Origin of the sequence: Dongia deserti, assembly GCF_003574735.1 — a bacterium.
Lineage (GTDB): Bacteria > Pseudomonadota > Alphaproteobacteria > Dongiales > Dongiaceae > Dongia_A > Dongia_A deserti.
Genome location: NZ_QORW01000033.1, coordinates 1 through 24,463, shown reverse-complemented (window position 1 = coordinate 24,463; position 24,463 = coordinate 1). Strand labels below are relative to the sequence as shown.

The window sequence follows — 24,463 nt, the reverse complement described above, 5'->3', positions numbered from 1 at the left end:
TCACGCGTGCCGAGCGATGATCGTGTCAGCGTCGCGCGCACGGCCGTGCTTCAGCTGCCGCAAGGCCTCCACCATGTCGAGCCTGCCTGCCTGCCATCTCTCCTCGATCGTGCGGCGCGAAAAATCGTACAGTCGCTCCGGGCCGGCTTCGTGCCGTGGCGCGCGGTAGCTGAGATAGAAGACCCGCCGCGCGTCGCCGGCCGCCTTGCATGCCTTCTGATAGGCCTTGAGACGGCCGAGAGTCTGATTGCCGAAGATGAGATCGTTGCGGCGGGCCAAGGATTCCGCGAGATCGGCGGGCCGTCCGCCGTCGCGGGCGAAGAGATCGAGGATGAAGATGGGGCGGCGCGCGCGGTCGGGCTCATCGAATACCGGCTCGATCGGTGCATTGGCGGAAAGCCCGCCATCGCCAATCAGCCGGCCTCCGATCTCCACCGGCGCGAACTCCGGCAGGAAGCCGCTGCTGGCGAGCAGGTGGTCACAGGTGATGCGATCGCCGCGCGCCGTGTCGAACAGGACGCACTCCCCACTCTCGATATCCGTGGCCGCGACGGTGATGCGGATTTCGCCGGCATTCAGGCGGTCGAAATCCACCAGCGTTTCGAGTTTCGCGCGGGTGGGCGCGAGGTCGTACAGGCTCGTCGCACGGTCTAGCGGGTGAACGGGGATGCGGGGATAGAAGAAGCCCGGGGCGCCGGCGAGTCTTGCGCCGATGGCGCTCATCCAGCTCCAGGCGTGACGGCCAGTGCTCCCAGCGAAAGAGACGGCATCGGAGGCGGAAGGATTCGCGCCGGCAGTCCAGAACCGGCGCAAGGAGGCGATCGCTGCGCCGGGAGCGCTGCCCGCGATCAGGGCTGCATTGACGGCGCCAACAGAGGACGCGGCGAACCAGCTCGGCCGCACAGATCCATCCTCCAGCAAGGCCTCATAGGTGCCGGCCTGGTATGCGCCGAGCGCGACACCGCCCGAAAACACCAGGATGACGGACTCCGTCCGAGCCGATATGCGTGCAGGCACGATGCGATCCTCCAGCTGCTGGACGACGGAGAACAACTGAGGCCGGTTTTTCGCTCATCACCGGACCGCCGGGCCACGTGATGTGTTCACAAGCCTTGCCGGAAACGAAAACGGGCGCCGTGGGGCGCCCGTTTCAAGAATTGTTCGCGCTGTCACCTAGCGCGTCGGGACTGGATTCTCGCCAGAGTAGTCGTAGAAGCCACGGCCGGTCTTGCGGCCGAGCCAGCCGGCTTCGACGTATTTCACCAGGAGCGGGCAGGGGCGGTATTTGCTGTCCGCCAGGCCTTCATAGAGCACCTGCATGACGGCGAGGCACACGTCGAGGCCGATGAAGTCGGCGAGGGCGAGCGGGCCCATCGGGTGGTTGGCGCCGAGATGCATGGCGGTGTCGATCGAATCCACCGTGCCGACGCCCTCGTAGAGCGTGTAGATCGCCTCGTTGATCATCGGCTGCAGGATGCGGTTGACGATGAAGGCGGGGAAGTCCTCCGAAGTCGCGGTGGTCTTGCCGAGCTTCTCCGCCAGCGTCCTGGTGGCATTGAAGGTGTCGTCATCGGTGGCCAAGCCGCGGATCAGCTCCACCAGCGCCATCACCGGCACCGGGTTCATGAAATGCATGCCGATGAACTTGGCCGGCCGGTCGGTGACGGCGGCAAGCCGCGTGATCGAGATCGAGGATGTGTTGGAGGCGATGAGCGCCTCGGGCTTCAGGACCGGGCAGAGCGCCTTCAGGATGTCCTTCTTGATCGCTTCCTTCTCGGTCGCCGCCTCGATGACCATGTCGCAATCGCCGAGCTCGTCGACCTTGAAGCCAGTCTTGATACGCGCGAGCGCGGCCTTCTCGTCCTCCGGTGTGATGAGGTTGCGCTTGACCTGGCGCTCCATGTTGAAGCGGATGGTCTCCATCGCCTTCTTCAGCTGGTCCTCGCTGACATCGATCAGCTTCACGTCCAGCTTGGCGAGGGCGCACACATGAGCGATGCCATTGCCCATCGCGCCCGCACCGATCACACCGACCTTGTTGATCATGGTGACCTTGCTTTCCTGTTGCGCCGCTCCGCGACCTTCACCGTCCGGCATATATCTGAACCGCGTCATTTAGAAAGGGCCTGCTCCAATTCGGGCACCGCCTGGAACAGATCGGCGACGAGCCCGTAATCGGCGACCTGGAAAATCGGCGCATCCTCGTCCTTATTGATGGCGACGATGACCTTGCTGTCCTTCATGCCGGCGAGATGCTGGATCGCGCCGGAGATGCCGACGGCGATGTAAAGCTCCGGCGCCACGATCTTGCCGGTCTGGCCGACCTGGTATTCGTTGGGCACGAAGCCGGCATCGACCGCAGCGCGCGACGCGCCGACAGCGGCGCCGAGCTTGTCGGCAACCTTGTCCAACATATGGAAGTTCTCGCCGGATTGCATGCCGCGGCCGCCCGAGATCACGATGCGCGCGGAGGTGAGCTCCGGCCGCTCGGACTTGGAGAGCTCCTGGCCGACGAAGCTGGCAAGGCCGGTCTCGCCGGCCGCGCTCACGGCTTCGACTGCAGCCGAGCCGCCGGTCGCCGCGACCGCCTCGAATGCGGTCGGGCGGACGGTGATGACCTTCACCGTGTCGGCGGACTGCACGGTCGCCAGCGCGTTGCCGGCATAGATGGTGCGCACGAAGGTGTCGGCGCTTTCCACACCGCTGATGTCGGAGATCTGCTGCACGTCCAGAAGAGCGGCCGCGCGCGGCATCACGTTCTTGCCCGTCGCCGTGGTGGCGGCGAGCACGTGGCTGTAGTTCGGCGCCAAGGCGACGATCAGCTTGGCGGTGTTCTCCGCCAGGCGGTTGGCATAGGCGGCGTCATCGGCCAGCAGCACCTTGGAGACGCCGGCGATCTTGGCGGCTTCGTCGGCGACCGCGCGGCAGTTCTGGCCGGCCACCAGCAGATGGATCTCGCCGCCGATCTTCTGCGCGGCCGCGAGGACATGCAAGGTCGCCGACTTCACGGCTGCATTGTCATGTTCAACGAGAACGAGGTTGGTCATGATTTCGAGAATCCCAGTGAATTGCGGTTGATGGATCTGCCGGTCAGATGACCTTGGCTTCGTTGCGCAGCTTGTCCACCAGCTCCGCCACCGACTTCACCTTCACACCGGCCTTGCGCTTCGGCGGCTCCACCACCTTGAGCGTCTTGAGGCGTGGGGCCGGATCGACGCCCAACGCTTCCGGCGTCAGCTGCTCGATCGGCTTCTTCTTCGCCTTCATGATGTTGGGCAGCGACGCGTAGCGCGGCTCGTTGAGACGCAGATCCGTCGTCATCACCAGCGGCAGCTTCGCCTGGATGGTCTCGAGGCCGCCATCGACCTCGCGCGTCACGTTGGCCGTGCCGTCGCCATTGATCACCAGCTTGGAGGCGAAGGTCGCCTGCGACCAGCTGAGCAGGGCGGCGAGCATCTGGCCGGTCTGGTTGGCGTCATCGTCGATCGCCTGCTTGCCGAGGATGCAGAGCTGCGGCTGCTCCTTGTCGACCACCGCCTTCAAGAGCTTGGCGACCGCGAGGGGCTGCAGCTCGACATCGGTCTGGACATGGATGCCACGATCGGCACCCATGGCGAGCGCCGTGCGAATGGTTTCCTGGCACTGAGTCGGGCCGAGCGAGACGGCGATCACCTCGGTCGCCTTGCCGCCTTCCTTGAGGCGGACCGCTTCTTCGACCCCGATCTCGTCGAACGGGTTCATGGACATCTTCACGTTGGCGGTCTCAACGCCGGTGCCGTCCGCTTTCACGCGCACCTTCACATTGAAGTCAACCACCCGCTTAACGGCGACCAGTACTTTCATTTCGTGTGCTCGGCTCGAAAAATGAATCTTTGTCCCTGACAGACGCGGGCGAGGCCTTGATCGACCACGATTGTCCCGTCTGCCTCATCCCCTGATGGCTTCGCGAAACTGCCCGTGAGGAGGGTTGCCAGCAGGGCATTTCGCGGTTGCACAATAGGGTTACCCCATCCTGGTGTCAACGCGGCCCCCCGACTTGCCCAAATCCGCCGGGAAGCTGCGATTTGGCGAATTTTCAATGGGGTAGGGCGGGTCCGATGCCGCATCCCGCACCTGCGCACAGGCGTCGCACCTCAGCGATTCGCGCCCGGCTTCCAGAGCACGTCCTTGGCGCCCTTGTCGTTCTCGTAGCGCGCCATGACGAACAGGTGGTCGGAGAGGCGGTTGATGTAGCGGATGGCGGCCGGGTTGACCGGCTCGTGCTCGGCGAGGCGCGTCATGTCGCGCTCGGCCCGGCGCGCGATGGTGCGGGCAAGGTGCAGATAGGCCGAGGCCGCGCTGCCGCCCGGCAAGACGAAGGAGTTGAGCGGTGCCAACTCCTCGTTCATCAGATCGATCTCCTGCTCCAGGCGTTCGACCTGCGCGTCGGTGATGCGCAGGCGTTCCTTCGTGCCCTCGCCTTCGGGCGCGCAGAGATCGGCGCCGAGATCGAACAGATCATTCTGGATGCGCGCGAGGGTCGCGTCGGCATCGCCGCTGGTATGCAGCCGCGCGACGCCGATTGCGGCATTGGTCTCGTCGACCGTGCCGAAGGCTTCGACGCGCAGGTCGTGCTTGGGCACGCGCTTGCCGGTGCCGAGCGAGGTCGTGCCCTTGTCGCCGCCCTTGGTGTAGATGCGCGTCAGCTTGACCACGAGGCCTACCCCGCCTGATAGGCGAGGACCGTCAGGACGAGACACGCGACGGTCGCCAGCTGGAAGAACACGCGCAGGCGCATCAGCTTGTTGCCATATTTGCGATTGAACTCGCCGGCCTTGCCCATCGAGACGACTCCCGCCATCAGCGAGGCCAGCGTCAGGACCGCGAAGACGATTGTCAGGATCATGAGGAAAATAGCCATGGGCTCAACTATATCGGTTTGCCAGGGCGCGGCACAGGGTTAAGTTTGATGCGAGCATCCTGCACTTAAGGAGTTGAACAGCATGCGGCAGGTCGCATTGCGGAACGGGGCGCGTGTGTCGGCGGTGGGACTCGGCACCTGGAAGATGGGCGAGGATGTGCGGCAGCGCGCACAGGAGGTGCGGGCGCTTGCCACCGGCATTGATCTTGGCGCGACGCTGATCGATACCGCGGAGATGTACGCCGACGGGCGCGCGGAGGAAGTGGTCGCGGCCGCGATCAAAGGCCGGCGCGACGGCGTCTATCTGGTGAGCAAGGTGTTGCCGCAGAATGCGAGTCGCGCCGGCACCGTGAAGGCTTGCGAAGCCTCATTGAAGCGGCTGAAGACCGACCGCATCGATCTCTATCTGCTGCACTGGCGCGGCTCGGTGCCGTTCGCGGAGACCATGGCGGGCTTCGACGACTTGATTCAGTCCGGCAAGATCCTGAGCTTCGGCGTCTCCAACCTCGATCTCAACGAGATGCAGGAGTGGGTGAAGCTGAGCCGCGGCGACAAGACGCTGGTCGACCAGGTGCAATACTCGATCGACACACGCGGCATCGATTTCGACCTGGTGCCCTGGTGCCTCGACCACAAGATCGCGGTGATGGCCTATTGTCCACTGTCGCAGGGTACGATCCCACGCAACGCCACGCTGAAGCGGATCGCGGAGCGCCACGGCGCGACGCCGGCGCAGATCATGCTGGCCTGGGTGTTGCGCCACGAGCACGTGATCGCGATCCCCAAATCCGCAAAGCCCGAACGCGTGCGCGAGAACGTGCAGGCGGCGGACGTCCTGCTGTCGGCGGAGGATCTGATGGACCTCGACAAGGAGTTCCCGCCGCCGCGCAAGGCGCAGCCGCTGGCGATGACGTGATCGACTAGCGCCCCGTCAGCGTCAGGCCGCGGGCGGCCAGCGGTAGCTCAGGACGCGCGACTTGTCGTACCCTGCGATCGAGACCCGGTCACCTTGGTTGCCGCCGAGGAGGCGGATCTTCTGGGGATTGGCGTCGTCCGGCCCGACGTAAAAGGCCACGTGGCCCTTCGGTGAATTCCGATTCTCACGCCACAGCACGACGACACAGCCGAGCCGCGGTTCCGCGAGCTCTTGCCCCCAAGTCTGCCACGATCTGGCGTTGGCAAGGTTGGTTCCCTTGATGCCAACTTGCTGGAAGCACCAATTGACAAAGGCGGAACACCACGGCGTCTCATCATCGGGCGCCTTCAGGCTGGTGGCGCTGTGATATTCGATGATGCGCGGATTATCCATGTCGCCAGGTATTTCCGTGACGCCCAGCTCTTCTCGTGCCTTGGAAAACCACAACGAGCCATTCATCTCAGGTGCCATGGCAAACCTCCCCCTTGGCTTGAGCGGAAGACTTAAGTTGGAAATACTACCAAAAGTATAATACGAAGAAGCGGCGCGATCCAGTGACAACTTGCATTCACGTCCCATGGCGATGACGAAAGGGCATGGAACTGATCGCGCATGCGGCCCTGGCAATTTGGGCCGTGCGGTCTAGATTCAGGGTGCTGCCTGGTCCGTAGGAGACGCACCAATGTTCTCGTTCAAGCAGAAGCCGATGACGATCCCTTCCAAAGAGGAAGCGCTGCCCGGCCGGGCGACGCCGTTGCCGACGGCGTCCACACACTGGGTCAATGGCAATCCCATCAATCCGCCGTTTCCGGCGGGTATGGAGACGGCGCTGTTCGGGCTTGGCTGCTTCTGGGGGGCGGAGCGCAAGTTCTGGCAGCTACCGGGGGTCTACACGACGGCGGTCGGCTATGCGGCGGGGGTCACGCCCAATCCGACCTACCAAGAGGTCTGCACCGGCATGACCGGGCATAACGAGGTGGTGCTGGTGGTGTTCGATCCCAAGAAGGTCAGCTACGAGACGCTGCTCAAGACCTTCTGGGAAAGCCACGACCCGACTCAGGGCATGCGCCAGGGCAACGATGTCGGCACGCAATACCGCTCCGGCATCTATGTCGCTTCGCCGGAGCAGCGGCGCATGGCCGAAGAAGGTCGCACGGCTTACCAGAAGAGCCTGGCCAAGGCCGGTTACGGGACCATTACGACCGAGATCCTGGATGCGCCGCCGTTCTACTACGCCGAGGACTACCATCAGCAGTATTTGGCAAAGAATCCAAATGGTTACTGCGGATTGGGCGGCACGGGCGTCAGCTGCCCGGTCGGCGTGACGGCCGTCACTTAAGCTTCTGCACCACTCGACAAGCCCTGGCCCTATCGAGAACATGAAAGTAGACACGGTAAACGTGCTATAACCACGTGCCGCCGCTGCGGGCGGTGCATCCATTCCGTGTTGGGCGCAGATGGCGATCGGTGCGGCAGGTTCGCCGCGCCGGATCGGGAGGGTCATCATGAGGGCTTGCGTGGGCCGGGTCATCGCGATCTTGGGAGTCGCGGCCTGGCTGATCGTGTCAGGTGAAGCGTGGGCGGCCACGCGCGTTGCGCTGGTGGTCGGCAATGGCGAATACGGGCCCGAAGTCGGCCGGCTCAAGAATCCCGGCAATGACGCCCAACTGATGGCGGACACGCTGACCGATCTCGGTTTCGAGGTGACGCTGGTCAGGGATGCCGACCAGAAGGCGCTGAAGCGCGCGATCCGCGAATTCGGGCAGAAGCTGCGCGAGACCGGCGCGCACGGCATCGGCCTCTTCTATTACGCTGGTCATGGCGTGCAGGTGGATGGCGAGAATTATCTGCTGCCGATCGGCGCGGAGATCGCGGCCGAAGGTGATGTGGAGCTGGAAGCGGTCTCCGCCACCAGCATCCTCAGCCAGATGCAGTTCGCCGGCAATGCGATCAACTTGGTGTTCCTCGACGCGTGCCGCAACAATCCGCTGACCCGCAGCTTCCGCTCCGGCATGCGCGGCCTAGCGCGGGTCGACGCGCCGCGCGGCAGCTTCGTCGGCTATTCGACGGCGCCGGGCGATATCTCGGTCGACGGCGAGAGCGACAACAGCCCGTATGCGCTGGCGCTGGTCGAAGAGCTGACCAAGCCGGGCATCTCGATCGAGGAAGCGCATCGCGCGGTGCGCGGCAAGGTGCTGGCCGCCACCGGTCAGCGCCAGACGCCATGGGATTCCTCTTCGCTCACCGGGCCGGTCATCCTGGCGGAAGCCAAGCCCGCAGCGGAGCCGCAGGTCGCCGCCGTCGTGCCGGCACCGCAGCCGGCACCAGCGTCGACCCCGGCGCCATCGGCCGCGGCCAACCAGCAGGCCGAGCTGCTGTTCTGGGAATCGATCAAGGACAGCAACAACCCCGCGACCTTTGACGCCTATCTCAAGCAGTTCCCCAACGGCGTGTTCGCCGGCCTCGCGCAAGCGAAGCTCGATGAGCTGAAGCCGAAGGCGGAGCCGGTTGCCCCGGTGGCGCCTGCGGAGACGCAGAGCGCGCAGCGCCAGATCCAGCCGGCAGCCCCGCAACCCGAGCCAGAGCCGCTCGAGATCCAGGAACTGGCCGGCACTTACGTCGCGGCAAAGTCCGCCAACGTGCGCGCGGCACCGGCAACCGACGCGAAGATCATCGCCAAATTGTCGGCGGATCAGGCGGTCGATGCGACGGGGCTGGTGGCGGGCGGCGAATGGCTGCGCGTCTCGCTCAAGGGTAAGACGGGCTTCGTCAGCAGCAAGCTGATGGTGGAAACGGATGCCGAGGAAGTCGCGGCGTGGAGCCAGCTCAAGGCCGCGCCGAGCGAAGCCGGTGCGCAGGCCTTCCTCGCGGCGCATCCGAGCGGCTATTTCCGGCCCAAGGCCCAAGCGCTGCTCGCCACGCTGCAAGCAAAGAAAGCCGCGCCAGTGGCCGCGCCGGCAGCTGCAGTCGCCGAAGCGCCGCAGCCGATGGAGCCGGTCGCCGTCGCGCAACCCCAGCCCCAGCCACAACCGCAGCCGGCGCCGGCCGCGACCCAACAAGCGGCGGTCACGCCACAGCCGGCGGTCAACGTGGTGCGCATCTCGAGCGCCTTGCGCAAAGAGGTCGAGCGCTACCTCAGGAACTCCGAAAGCTTCGGCGGCTATTATCGCTTCCTCGCCGTCAACGCCGCCGGCGACAAGATCGGCGTTTCGAACTGCCGCAAGATGACCACGTGGATGTCGGACGGCTGCGGCGGTGTCGGCGATCCGCATGAAGGTGCCAAGCGTGTTGCGCTCAAGAATTGCGGCGGCACGACCGAATGCCGCCTGATCTTCGATGGCACGAAGAAGATCGGTTCGTTCGAGATCGAGTGGTACTAGACCACTTCGGCGGAAAATCTTCAGCGCCGAGCCGCTCTTGAGTTTTGGGGCGGGCTCCCGCACGATCGCTGCTCGCAACAGCACGGGCGAAGGACGATGGCCGAGATCGATCTTCAGGACAAAAAGCCGGACAGCGCGACGCGCGGCGTCTATGGCCTGCCGGCGCGCTGGTACTGGGAGCGCGCAATCTATCAGGCGGAACGCCGGCAGATCTTTGCGCGCGAATGGCAGCTGGTGTGCCCGGCGAGCGACCTTGCCAGGCCCGGCGATTACGTGGCGGCGGAGGTGGCGGGCTATCGCTTCTTCGTGATCCGCGACCGCGACGGCGTCTTGCGCGGCTTCCACAATGTCTGCCCGCATCGCGCCTCGCAGCTGCTCGATGACGGCGCCGGGCACTGCGACCTGCTGCGCTGCCGCTATCACGGCTGGGTGTTCGACACTGCCGGCAACCTGCGCCGCGCGCCGGATTTCGGCGAGGCGGCGTGGTTCCGCAAGGAAGAGCATAGCTTGATGCCGATCCGGGTCGAGACCTGGCGCGGACTGGTGTTCGCGAATTTCGATGCGAGCGCGCCGTCCTTGGTGGACGCGCTGGGCAGCCTGCCGAACACGGTGAAGGACTATCCGATCGAAAGCTTCACCAAGGTGCGCCAGGTGGAGTTCGAGATGGCGTGCAACTGGAAGAACTACACCGACAATTTTGTCGAGGGTTATCACATCCCGGGTATTCATCCGAGCTTCCATGCGGTGATCGACTTCTCCAGATTCGAGACGACCCATGGCGACGCGCTGGTCATCATGACCGCGCCGCAGAAAAACGGCTCGATCTATGGTGGCCTGTGGCTGTGGGGCTGGCCGAATTTCACTTTGTCGGTCTACCCGGGCGGCATGAATTGCTCGCGCATCGTGCCGGTCAGCGAAAACCGCACGCGGCTCGTCTATAATTTCTTCTTCCTCGACGTGAGCGATGCGGCCGCAGCGCAGAACGAAAGCACGATCGAGACCAATTGCGATATCGTGCGCGAGGATTTCGGCATCTGCGAACGCTCGCAGGCCAACCTCGAAGCCGGCATCTTCCAGCGCGGCCCATTGAGCCCGAAGCACGAAGCTGGCGTCCACTACTTCCACGACCGCGTGCGACAAGCGCTGGCGCGGCAAGGCATCGTGGAGGAAGAGTGGCTCGGTCGGTGAAGAAGCGGGCCACGGCGCGCGCAAGCGACGGCCGAAACGCGATTGTACTGCAGCTCGCGAAGTTGGTGGGCGTTCTCGTGGCTACGGTGGTGATGGTGATCGGGTTCGCGCTTTCGGAGTCAAGCGTCGGCCAGGTATCGGCGATGGTTGGCGGACTCGTGACAGGTTTGCTCGCCTACTACACAGTCATCAAGATCCTTTGGCGATTGACGAGGCGCACCCAACCGTCACCCCGGCCTTGAGCCCGGGCCTATGCGATAGAGCCACGCTACTGATGGACCGTATAGGTCCCGGCTCTCGCTACGCTCGGCCGGGATGACAGTCTGGAGTGCGAAGGAAAAAACAAAAACGGCGGCCCTTGTAGGGGCCGCCGTTTGCGAAGTCGAGATGAAGCTTATGCTTCCATCCACACGTCCTCGAAGAAATAGTACTCCGTCGGGTGCGCATGGTAGCCCTTCAGCTTGTTGGTGAAGGGCTGGTAGCTCGCGCGCCACAGCGGTTGGACGATCGGGCCGTCCTCCTGCATGATCTTCTCGAGCTCGGCGACCACCTTCTTGCGCTCCTCGAGGTCGATGATGCCTTCCGCCTTGGTCAGCAGCTTATCGAACTCAGGGTTGGCGTAGTCGCTCTCGTTCCATGGCACGCCGGTGCGGTAGGCGAGGCCGAGCACCATGATGGCGAGCGGACGGTGCGTCCAGGTGGTGAAGCCGAACGGCACCTTGGTCCAGACGTCCCAGTATTGCGCGCCCGGCATGACGTTGAGCTTCACCTTGATGCCGGCCTCGGCCCACTGCTCGACCATCGCCTGGGATGCCGTCGGCTCCCAGTCGGGGTCCTTCTTGCAGTGCAGTTCGACCTCGACGCCGTTCGGATGGCCGGCTTCCGCCAGCAGCTTCTTGGCGGCTTCGACATCGCGCTTCATCGGCGGCAGCTCGGCATAATCCGGATGGACCGGCGCCACGTGGTGGTGCTCGCCCAGCGCACCGAGATCGCGATAGGCGATCTTGAGCACGCTGGCCGGATCGATCGCGAGCTTGAAGGCCTTGCGGACCCGCGGATCGTCGAACGGCTTCTGGCCCACCTTCATGCGCGCCACGCCGGTCTGCGCGGTCGTGATCGAGTGGATCTCGATGCCGGGGATCTTCTTGATGCTCTCGTAGATCTTGATGTCGGCATCATAGAGGCCGTCGACCTGCTTGGAAGCGAGGGCCGCCAGCTTGGTCGCCGGATCGTCGCCGAGATCGACGAACTGGATCTCGTCGAGATAGCCGCCTTCCTTCCAATAGGAGTCGCGGCGCTTCAACACGACCTTCTTGCCGACCTCGATCTCCGCCGGATCATACGCGCCGGTGCCGATCGCGCCGACGCCGTATTTGCCTTCATCCTTCGGATGCAGGATGAAGGCGGGATAGTGGAACAGGTTCTCCGGCATCGCGAGCATCGACGCGGAGCCGTTCAGCTTGACGGTGTGGTCGTCGATCTTCTCGATCGCGTTGGCGTCCCACAGCTCGGTCGTCATCTTCGGCGAGCCGTCTTCGTTCTTCTGGCCGGTGTCGACGTCCTTGAGCATGAAGCCCTTGAGGAGGCCCAGCACGGAGGAACCGACATTGGGATCGATCCAGCGCTGGATGTTCCAGATGACGTGATCGGCGACCAGATCCTCGCCGTTGGACCACTTCACGTCTTTGCGCAGGACGAGGGTCCAGCTCTTGAGGTCCTCGCTTGGCTGCCAGGATTCGAGCAGGTACGGGACGGTGACGCCGTCCGGCTGAGTCCTGGTGAGATAATCGTTGGTCTGGCGCACGATGTTCGAGTCATAGACCCAGGAGAAGGTGTGCGGATTGTCGACCGCGGGGATGCGCATGCCGACCCGCAGGATGCCGCCCTTCGTCGGTGTCGCAGCACGCGCGGACTTGATCGCGGGCTCGCCCAGGATTTTGCCGGCGACGCCGTAGGCGATCGGCGCCGACATGCCGAGCAACGTCGCGGTGCGCAGGAACTCGCGCCGGCCGAGCTGACGCTGCTCGAGCGCATCGACCAGGCGCGGAATGGCTGGATGTTGGCGGTCCTTGCCGCCTGAACCGGAACGCATATGCATACCCTCCCTATTGTGGTTGGCTTATTCGCCGAACTCGGCCGTCCGATCCCGGAAGCAGGTCGCTGGGCGACCGGATCCGGCTGGATTTCGGCGATGTTTCGGTCCGCGCATTTCCTTACGGCGCGGCAATTTAGTCGATTATTGTTACGTTATCGGCGGAGGGGGAAAGCGTCAATCACGACACCCGCTTAAACGACAGCGACAATTCCGGGTGGCGTCCGCCGCATCGGCCCTCAACCCTTTGGCCGCAAAGCGGAACCAAGTCCGTGATCGGTCCTTTAGGGGGCCTGCCCGCTCGGGCGGAACGCCCGCCTTGCGCCGAAGGCCTTGGGCGCTTGCGGATTTCTCATGTGGCAAGCGGGGCGCCGCCGCCTAACCTCGCGGGCGGGGAGAATCCCGAAAATGACCGCCTACCACCCGAGCAAGGTCGACCGGCGGAGCCTCCGGCGCTATCGGCTGGCCCGCATCCGCGAGCAATTGCGCCGGCGCGATTACGGCGGGGCGCTGCTGTTCGATCCGCCCAACATCCGCCACGCCACCGACATCGCCAACATGCAGGTCTGGGCCCTGCACAACAAATGCCGCTACGTCTATGTGGCGACCGAGGGGCCGGTCATTCTGTTCGACTACGGGTGCGCGCGGCACCTGAGCGACGGCGATGACCTGATCGCGGAGACCCGCACCGCCTTTCCGCACACTTATTTCACCAATGGCCCGCGGCATCGCGAATATATCGGCAACTGGGCAGCGGAGATCGCCGACCTCGTGCGCCAGCATGGTGGCGGCAACCGGCGGCTCGCCATCGACAAACTCGATCCCGTCGCGGCCCACGCGCTGGAGCGCGCGGGCGTCGAAATCACCGACGGCGAAGAGCTGATGGAATGGGCGCGCTGCATCAAGAATGCGGACGAAGTGCTGGCGATGAAGGAGGCGATCGCGGCGTGCGAAGCCGGAATCGCGGCGATGTGGCAGGCGCTGAAACCCGGCATGACGGAGAACGCGCTGTGGTCGCATCTCCATGCCACCAACATCGCCAATGGCGGCGAGTGGATCGAATGCCGTCTCTTGACTTCCGGCGAGCGCACCAATCCCTGGTTCCAGGAATGCTCCGACCGCGTGATCCAGAAGGGCGACATCGTCGCCTTCGACACCGACCTGATCGGACCCAATGGCTATTGCGCCGATGTGAGCCGCACCTGGGTGGCCGGCGACGTGCGGCCGAGCAACGAGCAGCAGCGGCTCTATGGCATCGCGCTCGACAATCTGCATCACAATCTTGCGCTGGTGAAAGCAGGCTTGGGCTTGCGCGAATTCACGGAGAAGAGCTTCCCGCTGCCCGAGGAGTTCGTGGCGCGGCGCTATTCCTGCATCATGCACGGCGTCGGCTTGTGCGACGAATATCCGTTCGCGGTCTATCCGCAGGATTGGCGGCGCTGGGGCTTCGACGGCGTGCTGGAACCCGGCATGACCATCTGCGTCGAGGCGCTGATCGGCGCCGTTGGCGGCAAGGAATGCGTCAAGCTCGAGCAGCAGGTGCTGGTGACGGAGACCGGCTACGAGCTGCTGTCACATGCGCCGCTGGGGTTAAGGCCGGAATATTAGTGCAAGAGCCCCTTCCCCCCTTTGCGGGGGAAGGGAACTTCCTTCCGCCTCTCAAAACGTCGGTGTCGGGATGTCGCCCCAGCGGACGTGGGCTGGCGGACGCTCGACGGCGGTCACGCGCCCGGCGGCGAGGTCGATGCGCGCGACGATGATCGGGTCCAGGCCATAGGCTGCGCGCACGATATCCTGACCGCTCGGCGCAGGCTCATGGCTGCGGATGTTGGCGAACAGCAGCTTGAAGTGTGTCCGGTCGAAACTGGCGGAGCCGTGGTGCACGCTGCCTGGAGCGGGTTGGGCCTCGACCGGCAGATCGGGCAGATACCAGTCCGCCGGGATCACGTAGATGAGCCGCTTGCCGGCCGGAGCATTGTCGAGGGCTGCCCGCACCGCTTCATTGTCCATTGCGGTGCGACGGGCGGCTTCCAGCTCCTGCTCGGTCAGCTGCGCGGGCGAGAGGATGGCGAAGTTGGTCTGGTAGACGGCCGCGACCTGCGACAGCGAATAGTTCCTGAGGCCGAACGCGGCGGCGATCGACAGTGCCAGCGTGGCGATGAAGACGGCCAAGCCGGCAACCACCCGGCCGGGCCCGGCCGCCGGCAGCACGCGCGGCAGCCATCTCTGCAGAGCGTGCGGCACGAAACGGCCGGTCCGCGCCATGTAGTCCTTGTAGTGCTCGCCGAACCGAGCTAGGCACTGCGACTCCTCCCAGCCCGCGAGCACGCGGTAGAGGCCGAGCATGACGATGAGGCTGACGAGCACCAGGAAGCGCGGCCAGATGAGCAGCACGCCGAATCCCATGATGGCCAGTCCGACATATTGCGGATGCCGGATGTGGCGATAGAGGCCGCCCGTCACCTCGCCGCGACGTCGGATCTTCGCCCAATAGAGCGGGAGGGCGCTGGCGAGAAAGAAGAGCGTGCCAAGCGCGAGCAGTAGCCAGCCCGCAGGGCCGAGCAGGTTGAGGACGGGGCTGGCCGTGGTCGAGATGTGCGGCAGGAAGAACTGGGTCAGCCAGGCGGTCTCGGGGTGCTGGCCGAGGAAACGCAGCGCCGGACCATAGAGCGCGTAGAAGTGCAGCGCAGCCGGGCTGATCATAAACAGGATCTCCAGCACGAAGATCGCGTAGAACACCCACGCCGTTCCCCTGAGCGCTGTCCTTGCCTCGACCATCTGCTGTGTTCCTCCCTCCGCCTGACGCCGGACCCGCCGTTTCCCCGCTGCGGGAAACGCAAGGGGTAAATGGCGCAAGGGCGGATTTGGTTGCGGACTGTGAGCCGAATACGTTAGCGGGACACAGAGATGCTGGCATATGGGCGGCCAGGGCCTGCTGAGCCATTCGGCACCGCGTCAAGCCTAGAATGGTGATTGCGACCCCGCCCCAGTCGAGATGGTCATGCTTGGCGTGACCACGAGTTTGCCTGAGGCGCGCTGTCATCGTCAGCCTGGTCGTTCGATGAGAAGCGCGCGGATTTTCCGGCAGACTATCAGTACTACCCCAAGCAAAGAGTAGACGGAGACCAGCGAAACGAGGCTCGTGCCAATGAGCCACATAAGCAAAGGTGAGCGCCGTGCCGGCGCGACTGCATATGTGACGCCGACAAAGAACACGTCCATCCAGAGCACATACGCCAGCGCGACAAAGAACAGAAAGATAAAGGCGTTTAGCTCGATTGCGGCCCGGCGTCGGGCTTGCTTGCGAGCCATCAGAATGAAGATGCCCAGGGCAATGAAGGGGACAACGACACTCAGCTGAACGGCAAGCACTGAACAGGGGAGCGCGATTCTTCCCAATGCCGGAGCAATTCGGCTCGTCGTGATCATGATCTCATGCGAGAGAAAAGCGGAGCAGGTGTCCCACCATGGTTCCCGTGGCAGCAGCATGGCAACGAGACCAAATATGATGGATAGAATCGCTGGACTTAACGCCACGATCAGGATGGCCCATGCTCCCCACTGCTTGCGAATAAGCTGCCGCTCTGTCATGTCGCGCTCAAAAGGCTTGCTTGCTGCAGCGCGATAGCGACGGCAGAAACTCGTGGATGATCGGGCCGAGCCCGACCATGACGAGCGAGTGGGGATGACAACGCGTTCCCATGTCCGCAGCTAAGGTCGCTGCGATTCTGCGCTGAGGCCCCAGAGGCGGATCAGGGATTGGCGGCCGCGGACGCGATGTTCGCCCAGGTCGCGGAAGCCCTCGGCGGCTTCCTGGCCGCATTCGGCGATCGCCTGCTGGATGATGTCGTCGCTCGCAACCACGGCCGTGCGCACCAGGCGGCTCATCTGCTCGATGCGGCTGGCGATGTTGATGGTGTCGCCGACCACGGTGAGCTCGAACCGCTGGTCGGTGCCGACATCGCCCAGGGTCGCCATGCCGAAATGCAGTCCGACGCCGATACGGATGCGCGGCTCGCCCCTGGCCTCGCGCCGCTGGTTCCAGCGCGCGAGCTCGCGCAGCATCTGGCGCGTGGCGGCAATAGCGTTGGTCGCATCCATCTGGCCCGGCGTCGGCGTGCCGAAGGTCGCCATCAGGCCGTCGCCGATATATTTGTCGAGCGTGCCGCCGTGGTTGAAGACGGCATCCTCGACAATGACGTGGAACTCGCGCAGCAGGGCAATCACCTGCTCGCCGGACATCGTGGCGCTCATCTCCGTGTAGTCGTAGAGGTCGGAGAACAGCACGGCCATCGGCTGCGTTCGCGCAGTGCCGATACGGCCGCCCGCCTGCATGATCTCCTCAACCATGTTGGGGGAGAAATGGCGCGTGAGCTGTGCGCGCTGCCGCTCCGCATTGGCAAGCTCGGCCTCGAAGCGCTTGCGCTCGGAGATGTCGCGCAGGACCGCCGTGAACAGGCGCCCCTCTGCAACTGGCACCTCGGTGACCGAGAGGTCGACCGGAATGTGGCTGCCGTCGTGGCGCAAGGCCTCGACCTCGACCATGCGGTTGAGGAGGCCGGCCTCGCCGGTCTCCAGGTATCGTCTCAGCCCCGCTTCGTGGGTGGCGCGGTGAAGCGGCGGAATAATGAGCGCGCTGACCGTCTTGCCGACCGCCTCATCGCGGCTGAAGCCGAAGGTGCGGCTGGCGGCGGCGTTGAACTCGACGATCCGGCCATCGGCATCGATGTTGATGATGGGGTCGAACGCGGTGTCGAGAATGGCGCGCGCCCTTGTCTCGCTGGCGCGCAGTGCGAGTTCCACGCGTTTGCGATCGGTGATGTCGCGCAGCGAGCCGACCAGGCGGGTCGCTCGGCCGCCCTCGTACATGATGAGGCCGCGGATCACGACCCAGCGCTGCTGCATCGCATCCTGCGCCGTGTTCGCGAGGCGTGCCTCGAACTCGAATTTGCTACGGCCTTCGGCTATGCATTTCTCGATGTGCTTGCGCCAATCGGCGGCATCCTCGGACAAGCAGCAGGTGGCGAAAACACTCTGTGGGCCCTCCAGGCTGCCCTCCGTAATGCCGAGAATCTCGTAGAGCCGCGGCGAGAGATAGGTCCGGTTCTCGACCAAGTCCCAGTCCCACAGCCCGTCATTGGTGCCGCGTGCCGCCAGCTCGTAACGCTCCCGGCTGTTGCGCAGCGCTTCGTCGGTGGCCGCGCGCTCGATCGCGCCGGCGATGAGGGCTGCAGCGGTCTTGAGTACGTCGACCTCGAGCGGATGCCAGACGCGCTCGATCCGGCAATCATCGAGGCCGAGGAAGCCCCAGACGCCGGTGCGCAACATGATGGGCACGGAGATGAAGCTCTGGGTGCCGTGCTCCAGGAAGCTCTGGCGCGTCTCGCCGGTCACGTCCTTGAGGGTTGCCTGCACGATCTCGCCGCGCTGGCGGGCGGCGGTCCAGGCCGAGAGCTGGCCGCCGGCGCTCTCCACCAGCGGGATGTTGTGATGGCGCGGATCGCCGCTGAGCCGCGCGTAGCCCGGCTCCGCCCAGTCGTAGCGGCAGCTTTCGACGGGTCGCCCGTCCGGGCCCTTGTGGATCTCGAACAAGGTGACGCGGCTGACATCGGTGGCACGGCCGAGGCGGTTCAGCAGCTCCTGGATGCCGATGCGCCAATCCTCGGCGCCGATGATCTGGGCGGCGGCGTAGGAGATGGCGTCCAGCATCGCCGTGCGCCGCGCCAGCTCGGCCAGCGCTCCTGTTGCATCCACCGCCTGGTCAACCGGAAACGCCTCTTTCTTCACCCCACCGCCTCGCCTCGATACGAACTCTAACCCGCGGGGGATCATACAGGTGCGTGTCTAAACGATCCATGAGCGATTGGACTAAGGAGAATGGGCGGGGCTTTGGCCCGATCTATTCCCTCAAGGCGTGGAATCCGACAGCCTCCTGGCGCCGATTAGGGGGTGCCGAAGCGTGCAAGCGTCGGACAATGACGCCGACCTGCAACAAGAACGCAGATCGGAGTACCTGTCAGCGAGCACTACCGGCTAGAGACTGATTCAGCATCGGTTCGCGGCCTCGGCCAATATTCGCTTCCTCGAACAGGCGCAGCGCCTTTTCCATGTCGTATCGCTGCTCGCGGAGTGTCTCCGGATCCCATTCGCTCCGCGTGACGCCGAAGAAGTCGCCGCCATAGACGTGGAGTGCGGCGGTGAAGCGCGAGAGCGGATTGGTCACCGAATGGATGATGTCGCGCCCGAGCGGCTCGGCATCCTTCTCGCCAAGCGCCTTCGCGCCCGCAGCCTCCACCCGGCCCGCAGGGTCGCCGGCCACGCGACGCCAGAAGATGTTGTCCTCGCGGCCGGTGTAGATTCCAATGACCGCCCACATGCGGTGCTCATGGGGCATGAGCGTCATGTGTGGCCCCCAGACGACGTTGATGATGGTGAGATCAGCGGCGTGGTACAGCTTTCTGATCTCGGCGCGCGTTGGTGCGCCCACACACTTGATAACCATGGCGGGATCCGAGACGGCGCGAGCCACGACTTCGCGGACGAGCTTGTGGGACTTGTCGGCTGCGAGAGCGCTGCGGCAGTCGACGATGAACTGCTCAAGGTCAAACATGGTCTCGCCCCCTTCCTATGTTCCGATCGGGTTCTGTGATCCGCTTGAGCTCACCCGCCGCGGGCCCACCGCAGCAGATCACTCGTTGCGCCGTGGCCTGCGATGGTGCTCATTCGGCCTTGACCATCCGCGGCTCGCCTTCGGGCGTCACCTGGAAGACGAGAAGTTTGAGCGGCTCGGATGTATTTAGATTCCGCGCCCGCATCGTTGTCCCGATCGGTTCCTTGTAAACTTCACCTGCCTTCAAGGTCCGACGTTCCTTGCCTTGCTCGTCGATCGTGAACGAGCCCTCCAACACGTACACATAGACAGGACCGCTGTGATAGTGCTTCCCACCGACCCAGCCGGGAGGCACAGTCAGACGGTGGATGGTTACGACCTGCGCCTCCACCCCATGCAGAGGCTCATTGACCAGGGCCTTCGTCTCCGCCTCCGGTGAAACGTACGCCTCCTTCTTGTCGGTAGCGCGAGCATCGGGCCCGGCAACGACTGCAGCCATGAGTCCACCGGCAACGATGAGGCTGATGGCAATCGCTGATCGATCCATTGTGTCCTCCCAAGAGTGGCCAAATGACACACTGTTCCCCATGACAATCGCTCTTCATGGCAGGGGACTTCTCTTGCCAGGAATGTTCGACGAGCGCGGGTGATACGTCCAATGCATTTGTTTTCTCACATATGATGCACTATGCTGATTAGCGATGAACCTTCGGGCCCTGCGCACGTTCGTGGCCATTGCCGATGCCGGCGGCATTCACCGGGCGGCTTCCCGGGTGAATCTGAGTCAGCCAGCGCTCTCGCGGCAGATCCGTGCGCTGGAAACCGAGCTAGGCGTGCCGCTTTTCGATCGCATCGGCCGGCGCGTACAACTCACCTCGGAAGGGGAGGATCTGCTCCGGCGCAGTCGCCACCTCCTCGGCGAAGTCGACTCGCTCGTCGAGCGGGCGGGCGCGCTCAAGCGGGGAGAGACAGGCATCTTGCGGATCGGGGCGACACCGCAGGTGATCGAGAACACGCTCGCACCGTTCCTGGGCCGTTACCAACGCCGTCATCCAGGCATCGAGGTCCAACTGATCGAAGACGGTGGCGCCCGGCTGCCAAGCCGGCTCGCCAACGGCGACATTCAGCTGGTGCTCACCGTCGTGATCGATGAGCGCTTTCGGCAACGACCGCTCTATCCAGGATACGGCGTCGCGGTGCTGTCGAAAAAGCATCGGCTCAGCCGGCGTCGCACCATCGAGGTCGAGGAGTTGGCAGATGAACCGCTTCTGCTGCTCCACCGGACGTTTGCCTCGCGCGAGTGGTTGGATACGGCGTGCAATGTCGCGCACATCCGGCCGCGGGTGCTTCTGGAGAGCGGCGCCCCTCACACGATCATTGCGCTGGCTGAAACAGGCTATGGAATTGCGATCATTCCCTCCACAGTGACGGTTCCGCGCGGAAACGTCTCGGCTGCTCCGCTGACCCAGCGCGGCGCGCCGATCGGGCGATGGTTGACGGTGGCCTGGGACGCGCACCGTTTCCTTGCGCCTTACGCCGAGCAGTTCGTCGAGGAACTCGTCACGCACTGCCAGCGCGTCTATCCCGGCCGCGAATTCACAAAGCGCGCACCTCTGCCTCCCCAACCGAGGGAGGCCGCGGGAGCGAGCGCGCGGCCCAGCGAGAGTTGCTAGCGCGGTGTCGACATCGCGCACGCAGCGGCGACAGAGCGTCTGCATCTGCGACAGTCGGCGCAAGCGAAGCGGGCGGGGCTTACGGCCCCGCCCGCGCTGTCATTTGACAGGTTTGGCTTACTCGAGGGTGAAGATCCAGTTGGAGATCAGCACGACGCCGATTCCGGCGGCGATCGCGAGGTAAGGCAGCATGCCCGCTTTCCGCTCGCCGAGGTCGCCGCTCTTGAGGCCGAGATCCGCCAGCATCTGCGGCGGGAACTGGCCCTTGTCCTGAACATAGTGCCGGAACGCGAACACCGGGATAATGAGCGCAGCGGCGCCGAGGCCGTACCACAGCGCCTCCGCGTTCCACACTTTCGCGCCGGCGCCCATGAAGATTGCGTTCACGAAGGCCAGCACCGTGCCCGCCGCCAGGATGACGGTCGGCGCGCGATAGGGCCGCTTGATGTGGCCGCTGTCGATGCGGTGGATCCAACCCGAATTGAGGTTGAGGAAGTTGAAGATGATGTAGCCGCAATTGCTGACCGCCAGGATGAAGAAGTACGCATCCACGTCGGTCGAGGCGATGGAGAGCAGGATCAGGTTGAAGCCCAGATCCGTCCACATCGCCGCGGTCGGTGCGCCATTGTGGTTCACGTGCGACAGATAGCGCGGCAGCCAGCCGTCGACCGAGCCCTGATAGAGCGTGCGCGAAGAACCCGCCATCGCCGTCACGATGATGAGGATCAGCGCAGCGATCATCAGGACCTCGAACAGCTTGATCATGATGGCATTGCCGCCCGACACCATGTGGGCCAGCGCTGCCGCCACGCCGGAGCCGTCGGCGATCGCATCCGCCGCCATGCCGTCCGGGCCGAGATAGCCTTGGAACGTGATCGGCACCAGGATGAAGAGCGCAAGGCACAGCAGGCCGGAATAGAAGATGGCCTTGAATGTGTCGCGCTCCGGGTTCTTGAACTCGCTGGTGTAGCAGACCGCGGTCTCGAACCCATAAGTCGACCAGGCGGCGATGAACAAGCCGCCGAGCACCAGGGTCCAGCCGCCGATGCTCCATTCTCCGGTCGCCGCCGGCACGAAGGGCGTGAAGTTGGCGGAATTGAAGTTGCCGTTGAAGAACGGGATGACGCCGACCACGAACAAGGTGACGACGATCACCAATCCGACGACGGTCTGGACGCTCGCCGTGCCGAGGATGCCGCGATGCTGGATGGCGAAGGCCAGCAGCATCAGGATCGCGCCGATGAAGAAGGTCCAGTTGACGGAGAGCGAGACCACTTCGCCGAACGGAATGGTGAAGAGGGTCCAGTTGTGGATTGGCATGAGTGCGGCAGTCGCGCCCGCATCATCGACAGTGATGCCGAGGGCAGCCTGGCCCGCGATATACTGCGCAATGGCGTCGGCGGCCGGTGCGGGTTCCATCGCATTGAGGATGTAGCCGGCCGCAATCGCCGACCCGAGCGAGAGGACAGGGGTCCAGGCGATCCAGTTGCACCACACGGAGAGCGGCGCGATGAACTTGCCGTAGCGCAGCCAGGCCGACGCACCATAGATCGAGGCGCCGCCCGACTTGTTCGGGAACAGGCCCGCGATCTCCGCATAGGTGAAGGACTGAATGAAGCCCATGGTCATGGAGACCGCCCAAATCGCGAAGGCCGGGGCGCCGACCGTGGCGGCGATGCCGCCGATGGAGAACAGTACGAGCGCGGGCACGCCGCTCGCCACCCAGAACGCGCCGCGCCAATCGATGGCGCGCTTCAGGGCATGTTCGCCGTTTGCCGTTGTGGTGCTGGTTGCGCTACTGACCGACATGGTTCCTCCCCAGATTCAAGTCGCATTTCAGTTGAGGTCGCGAGTCTCAGGGCAGGCTCGTTGGCCGCCGCCGCGCATCAGGCTGTTGGTCTGTTCCTTTGGTCCCCTGGACCCGGGCGTCCATGCGCCGGGCCTGAATTGATTGCGCCAGCTCCGATCCGACTCGCGGAGCGAGGACCGGATCGGACCAGGATGCGCCAGTTTGTCGCGCCAATCTAGATCAATTTTGGCGAATTGGTCTGAAATTGGTTCTGGAATGCTGAAAAAGCAAGGTTCGCCAGAGCGTTCAGTCCATCACAGCGCCGACCAATTGCCGCCGTGCGTAGTGCAGGTGGTTGGTGATCATGGCGACGGCACTGTCCACGTCGCGGGCGCGGATGGCCTCGAACAGGGCGGTGTGGTCGCGGTTGTAGTCGGAGATGCGCTCGGGCGTCAGCACCTTGTCCTTCATCGCGCTCCACTGATGGTGGGCGCGCACCTCGTTGATCTGGCGATAGAGCGAGATGAGCAGGGGATTGCGCGTCGCCTCGGCGATCGCGAGATGGAAGGCTTCGTCCCAGCGCGAGAAGCTCTCGCGGTCATTGACGTTGCACTCGCGCTCCTGCCGCTCCATCAGCTCCGACATCCGGTCGATGTCGCGGGCGGCGGCGTTGAGGCAGGCGAGGCGCGTCATATAGGGCTCCATTGCAATGCGCACCTCGATCAGCTCCAGCGGGCTGGTCTGATCCGCCACATCCTCCGTCTCCAGCCTGGCCGGCGAATTGACGAAGGTGCCGCTGCCGATGCGGCGGCTGACCAGGCGCTCGGCCTCCAGCTGGTCGAGCGCCGCCCGAACCGTGGTACGTGAGGTGCCGAAGGCTTCGGCCAGCTGACGTTCGGCCGGCAGCTTGTCGCCATGGGCGTATTGGCCGGCCTGAATCGCCTGCCGCAGTTGCGCCGTGATCCAGGATGAGCCGCGCACCGGATCATTCACCAGCTTCACCATGGGATCTCCCCGATCTCCTGCCTTTGGACGATTTTACGCCAGAATGCCGGTCCTGTGCCAGTCCAATAGCAACCAATCAGACCCATTTCTGTGCCTCTTGAAAAATTGGTTTGTAACCGGACTGGAGGTAGCTATAGTGACATGAGTGCCTGTCATCCGCTGCTGGGAAACGGAATTCATGGCAATCCCGAGTCACGTCAAATACTTAATCATCGGGGCCGGCATCCATGGCCTCTCGACCGCCTGGCATCTGGCTGAGAACCTCCGCAAGAGCGGGACGGGCAGCGGCAAGGACATCCTGGTGGTCGACAAGACCGCGATCGCGGCCGGCGCCTCCGGTATCGCCTGCGGGGTGGTGCGCAACAACTACTTCCAGCCCGCCATGCGCCGCCTGATGGCGCACAGCGTCTCGGTCTGGGAAAGCGACCCCGAAGCCTTCTCCTATCACCCGGTCGGCTACATGCAGATCAGCCCCGAGGTGATGCACGCGGACGTGGCCTCGATCTACCAGCAGCAGAAGGAGATCGGCTATCCGTCGGTCTTCATCGAGGGTGAGACGGACTGCATGAGCTACATGCAGGGCATCTTCTCCGACTGGCAGGCCAAGGGCATCACCTCCGTCCTGCACGAGAAGAAGGGCGGCTACGCCAACAACACGCGCTCGATCTACGGCCTCGCCCGCAAGGCGGAGAACGAGGATGTGCGCATCCTGACCGGCGTCAAGGTGACCGGCTTCGAGAAGGACGCCTCGGGCGCGGTCAAGACCGTCGTCACCGACCAGGGCAAGATCGCCTGCGACCAGGTCATCATCGGCACCGGCCCATGGGTGAAGCAGATCTGGGACATGCTGGAGCTGCCCAAGGCGATCTCGATCAAGGGCCGCGACGGCCAGATGCACCACGACGTGCCG

The 24,463-nt window shown here is 64.2% G+C and carries 22 protein-coding genes; 7 read left to right on the top strand and 15 right to left on the bottom strand.

The features are described 5' to 3' along the window. From DTX69_RS29145 to DTX69_RS29120, 6 genes are all read right to left on the bottom strand, one after another. The gene (locus tag DTX69_RS29145; protein ID WP_162917677.1) at nucleotides 1-1,017 is read right to left on the bottom strand and encodes a patatin-like phospholipase family protein; all 1,017 of its coding nucleotides are present in this window, start codon (nucleotides 1,015-1,017) and stop codon (nucleotides 1-3) included. A gap of 156 nt (nucleotides 1,018-1,173) precedes the next feature. Next, nucleotides 1,174-2,046, bottom strand: a complete 873-nt coding sequence (locus DTX69_RS29140; protein WP_119305125.1) for a 3-hydroxybutyryl-CoA dehydrogenase — start codon at nucleotides 2,044-2,046, stop codon at nucleotides 1,174-1,176. 65 nt (nucleotides 2,047-2,111) lie between these two features. Further along, complete coding sequence (locus DTX69_RS29135; RefSeq protein WP_119305110.1) at nucleotides 2,112-3,047, bottom strand: electron transfer flavoprotein subunit alpha/FixB family protein; 936 nt, start codon at nucleotides 3,045-3,047, stop codon at nucleotides 2,112-2,114. A gap of 43 nt (nucleotides 3,048-3,090) precedes the next feature. After that, nucleotides 3,091-3,843, bottom strand: coding sequence for an electron transfer flavoprotein subunit beta/FixA family protein (locus DTX69_RS29130; protein ID WP_119305109.1), 753 nt, complete (start codon nucleotides 3,841-3,843; stop codon nucleotides 3,091-3,093). Between the two features lie 290 nt (nucleotides 3,844-4,133). Next, entirely contained in the window at nucleotides 4,134-4,694 is a 561-nt protein-coding gene (locus tag DTX69_RS29125) for a cob(I)yrinic acid a,c-diamide adenosyltransferase (RefSeq protein WP_119305108.1), read from the bottom strand. Between the two features lie 5 nt (nucleotides 4,695-4,699). Further along, entirely contained in the window at nucleotides 4,700-4,900 is a 201-nt protein-coding gene (locus DTX69_RS29120; protein ID WP_284736142.1) for a twin transmembrane helix small protein, read from the bottom strand. Nucleotides 4,901-4,982: 82 nt separating this feature from the next. On the opposite strand from DTX69_RS29120, the gene DTX69_RS29115 reads away from it, so the two are divergent. Further along, on the top strand, nucleotides 4,983-5,816 hold the full coding sequence (locus tag DTX69_RS29115) for an aldo/keto reductase (RefSeq protein WP_119305106.1): 834 nt from the start codon (nucleotides 4,983-4,985) through the stop codon (nucleotides 5,814-5,816). 21 nt (nucleotides 5,817-5,837) lie between these two features. On the opposite strand, the gene DTX69_RS29110 is transcribed toward DTX69_RS29115, so the two are convergent. Further along, on the bottom strand, nucleotides 5,838-6,287 hold the full coding sequence (locus DTX69_RS29110) for an NlpC/P60 family protein (RefSeq protein ID WP_162917676.1): 450 nt from the start codon (nucleotides 6,285-6,287) through the stop codon (nucleotides 5,838-5,840). A gap of 211 nt (nucleotides 6,288-6,498) precedes the next feature. Between DTX69_RS29110 and msrA the strand changes: the two genes are divergently transcribed. The 3 genes from msrA to DTX69_RS29095 all read left to right on the top strand — a co-directional run bounded on the left by msrA (nucleotide 6,499) and on the right by DTX69_RS29095 (nucleotide 10,384). Then, entirely contained in the window at nucleotides 6,499-7,155 is a 657-nt protein-coding gene (gene msrA / locus DTX69_RS29105; protein ID WP_119305104.1) for a peptide-methionine (S)-S-oxide reductase MsrA, read from the top strand. A gap of 166 nt (nucleotides 7,156-7,321) precedes the next feature. After that, on the top strand, nucleotides 7,322-9,196 hold the full coding sequence (locus DTX69_RS29100; protein ID WP_162917675.1) for a caspase family protein: 1,875 nt from the start codon (nucleotides 7,322-7,324) through the stop codon (nucleotides 9,194-9,196). A gap of 96 nt (nucleotides 9,197-9,292) precedes the next feature. Next, nucleotides 9,293-10,384 carry an aromatic ring-hydroxylating oxygenase subunit alpha gene (locus DTX69_RS29095; RefSeq protein WP_119305102.1) on the top strand — a complete coding sequence of 364 codons (1,092 nt, stop codon included), beginning with the start codon at nucleotides 9,293-9,295 and terminating at the stop codon, nucleotides 10,382-10,384. Between the two features lie 394 nt (nucleotides 10,385-10,778). Here the strand turns inward: DTX69_RS29095 and DTX69_RS29085 are convergent, their stop codons facing one another. Continuing rightward, nucleotides 10,779-12,476: an ABC transporter substrate-binding protein gene (locus DTX69_RS29085; protein WP_119305124.1), complete on the bottom strand. Its 1,698-nt coding sequence runs from the start codon at nucleotides 12,474-12,476 to the stop codon at nucleotides 10,779-10,781. A 408-nt stretch (nucleotides 12,477-12,884) separates the two neighbouring features. Here DTX69_RS29085 and DTX69_RS29080 point away from each other — a divergent pair, with 408 nt between their 5' ends. After that, nucleotides 12,885-14,084 carry a M24 family metallopeptidase gene (locus DTX69_RS29080; RefSeq protein ID WP_162917674.1) on the top strand — a complete coding sequence of 400 codons (1,200 nt, stop codon included), beginning with the start codon at nucleotides 12,885-12,887 and terminating at the stop codon, nucleotides 14,082-14,084. Nucleotides 14,085-14,135: 51 nt separating this feature from the next. Here DTX69_RS29080 and DTX69_RS29075 read toward each other — a convergent pair whose 3' ends face one another. The 5 genes from DTX69_RS29075 to DTX69_RS29055 form a co-directional block, all read right to left on the bottom strand. Further along, nucleotides 14,136-15,254, bottom strand: coding sequence for a methyltransferase family protein (locus DTX69_RS29075; RefSeq protein WP_119305099.1), 1,119 nt, complete (start codon nucleotides 15,252-15,254; stop codon nucleotides 14,136-14,138). Nucleotides 15,255-15,521: 267 nt separating this feature from the next. Next, nucleotides 15,522-16,067 carry a hypothetical protein gene (locus DTX69_RS29070; protein WP_119305098.1) on the bottom strand — a complete coding sequence of 182 codons (546 nt, stop codon included), beginning with the start codon at nucleotides 16,065-16,067 and terminating at the stop codon, nucleotides 15,522-15,524. Nucleotides 16,068-16,187: 120 nt separating this feature from the next. Beyond that, entirely contained in the window at nucleotides 16,188-18,263 is a 2,076-nt protein-coding gene (locus DTX69_RS29065) for a PAS domain S-box protein (protein ID WP_162917673.1), read from the bottom strand. 229 nt (nucleotides 18,264-18,492) lie between these two features. Beyond that, nucleotides 18,493-19,086 carry a hypothetical protein gene (locus DTX69_RS29060; RefSeq protein ID WP_119305096.1) on the bottom strand — a complete coding sequence of 198 codons (594 nt, stop codon included), beginning with the start codon at nucleotides 19,084-19,086 and terminating at the stop codon, nucleotides 18,493-18,495. A 109-nt stretch (nucleotides 19,087-19,195) separates the two neighbouring features. Beyond that, nucleotides 19,196-19,633, bottom strand: a complete 438-nt coding sequence (locus DTX69_RS29055; protein WP_162917672.1) for a cupin domain-containing protein — start codon at nucleotides 19,631-19,633, stop codon at nucleotides 19,196-19,198. Between the two features lie 154 nt (nucleotides 19,634-19,787). On the opposite strand from DTX69_RS29055, the gene DTX69_RS29050 reads away from it, so the two are divergent. Then, nucleotides 19,788-20,759: a LysR family transcriptional regulator gene (locus tag DTX69_RS29050; RefSeq protein WP_119305094.1), complete on the top strand. Its 972-nt coding sequence runs from the start codon at nucleotides 19,788-19,790 to the stop codon at nucleotides 20,757-20,759. A 117-nt stretch (nucleotides 20,760-20,876) separates the two neighbouring features. On the opposite strand, the gene DTX69_RS29045 is transcribed toward DTX69_RS29050, so the two are convergent. After that, the gene (locus DTX69_RS29045; protein ID WP_119305093.1) at nucleotides 20,877-22,568 is read right to left on the bottom strand and encodes an APC family permease; all 1,692 of its coding nucleotides are present in this window, start codon (nucleotides 22,566-22,568) and stop codon (nucleotides 20,877-20,879) included. A 286-nt stretch (nucleotides 22,569-22,854) separates the two neighbouring features. Further along, entirely contained in the window at nucleotides 22,855-23,553 is a 699-nt protein-coding gene (locus DTX69_RS29040) for a FadR/GntR family transcriptional regulator (RefSeq protein ID WP_119305092.1), read from the bottom strand. Between the two features lie 178 nt (nucleotides 23,554-23,731). On the opposite strand from DTX69_RS29040, the gene DTX69_RS29035 reads away from it, so the two are divergent. Then, nucleotides 23,732-24,463: NAD(P)/FAD-dependent oxidoreductase (locus DTX69_RS29035; RefSeq protein ID WP_162917671.1), on the top strand; the 732-nt coding region annotated here is incomplete at its 3' end.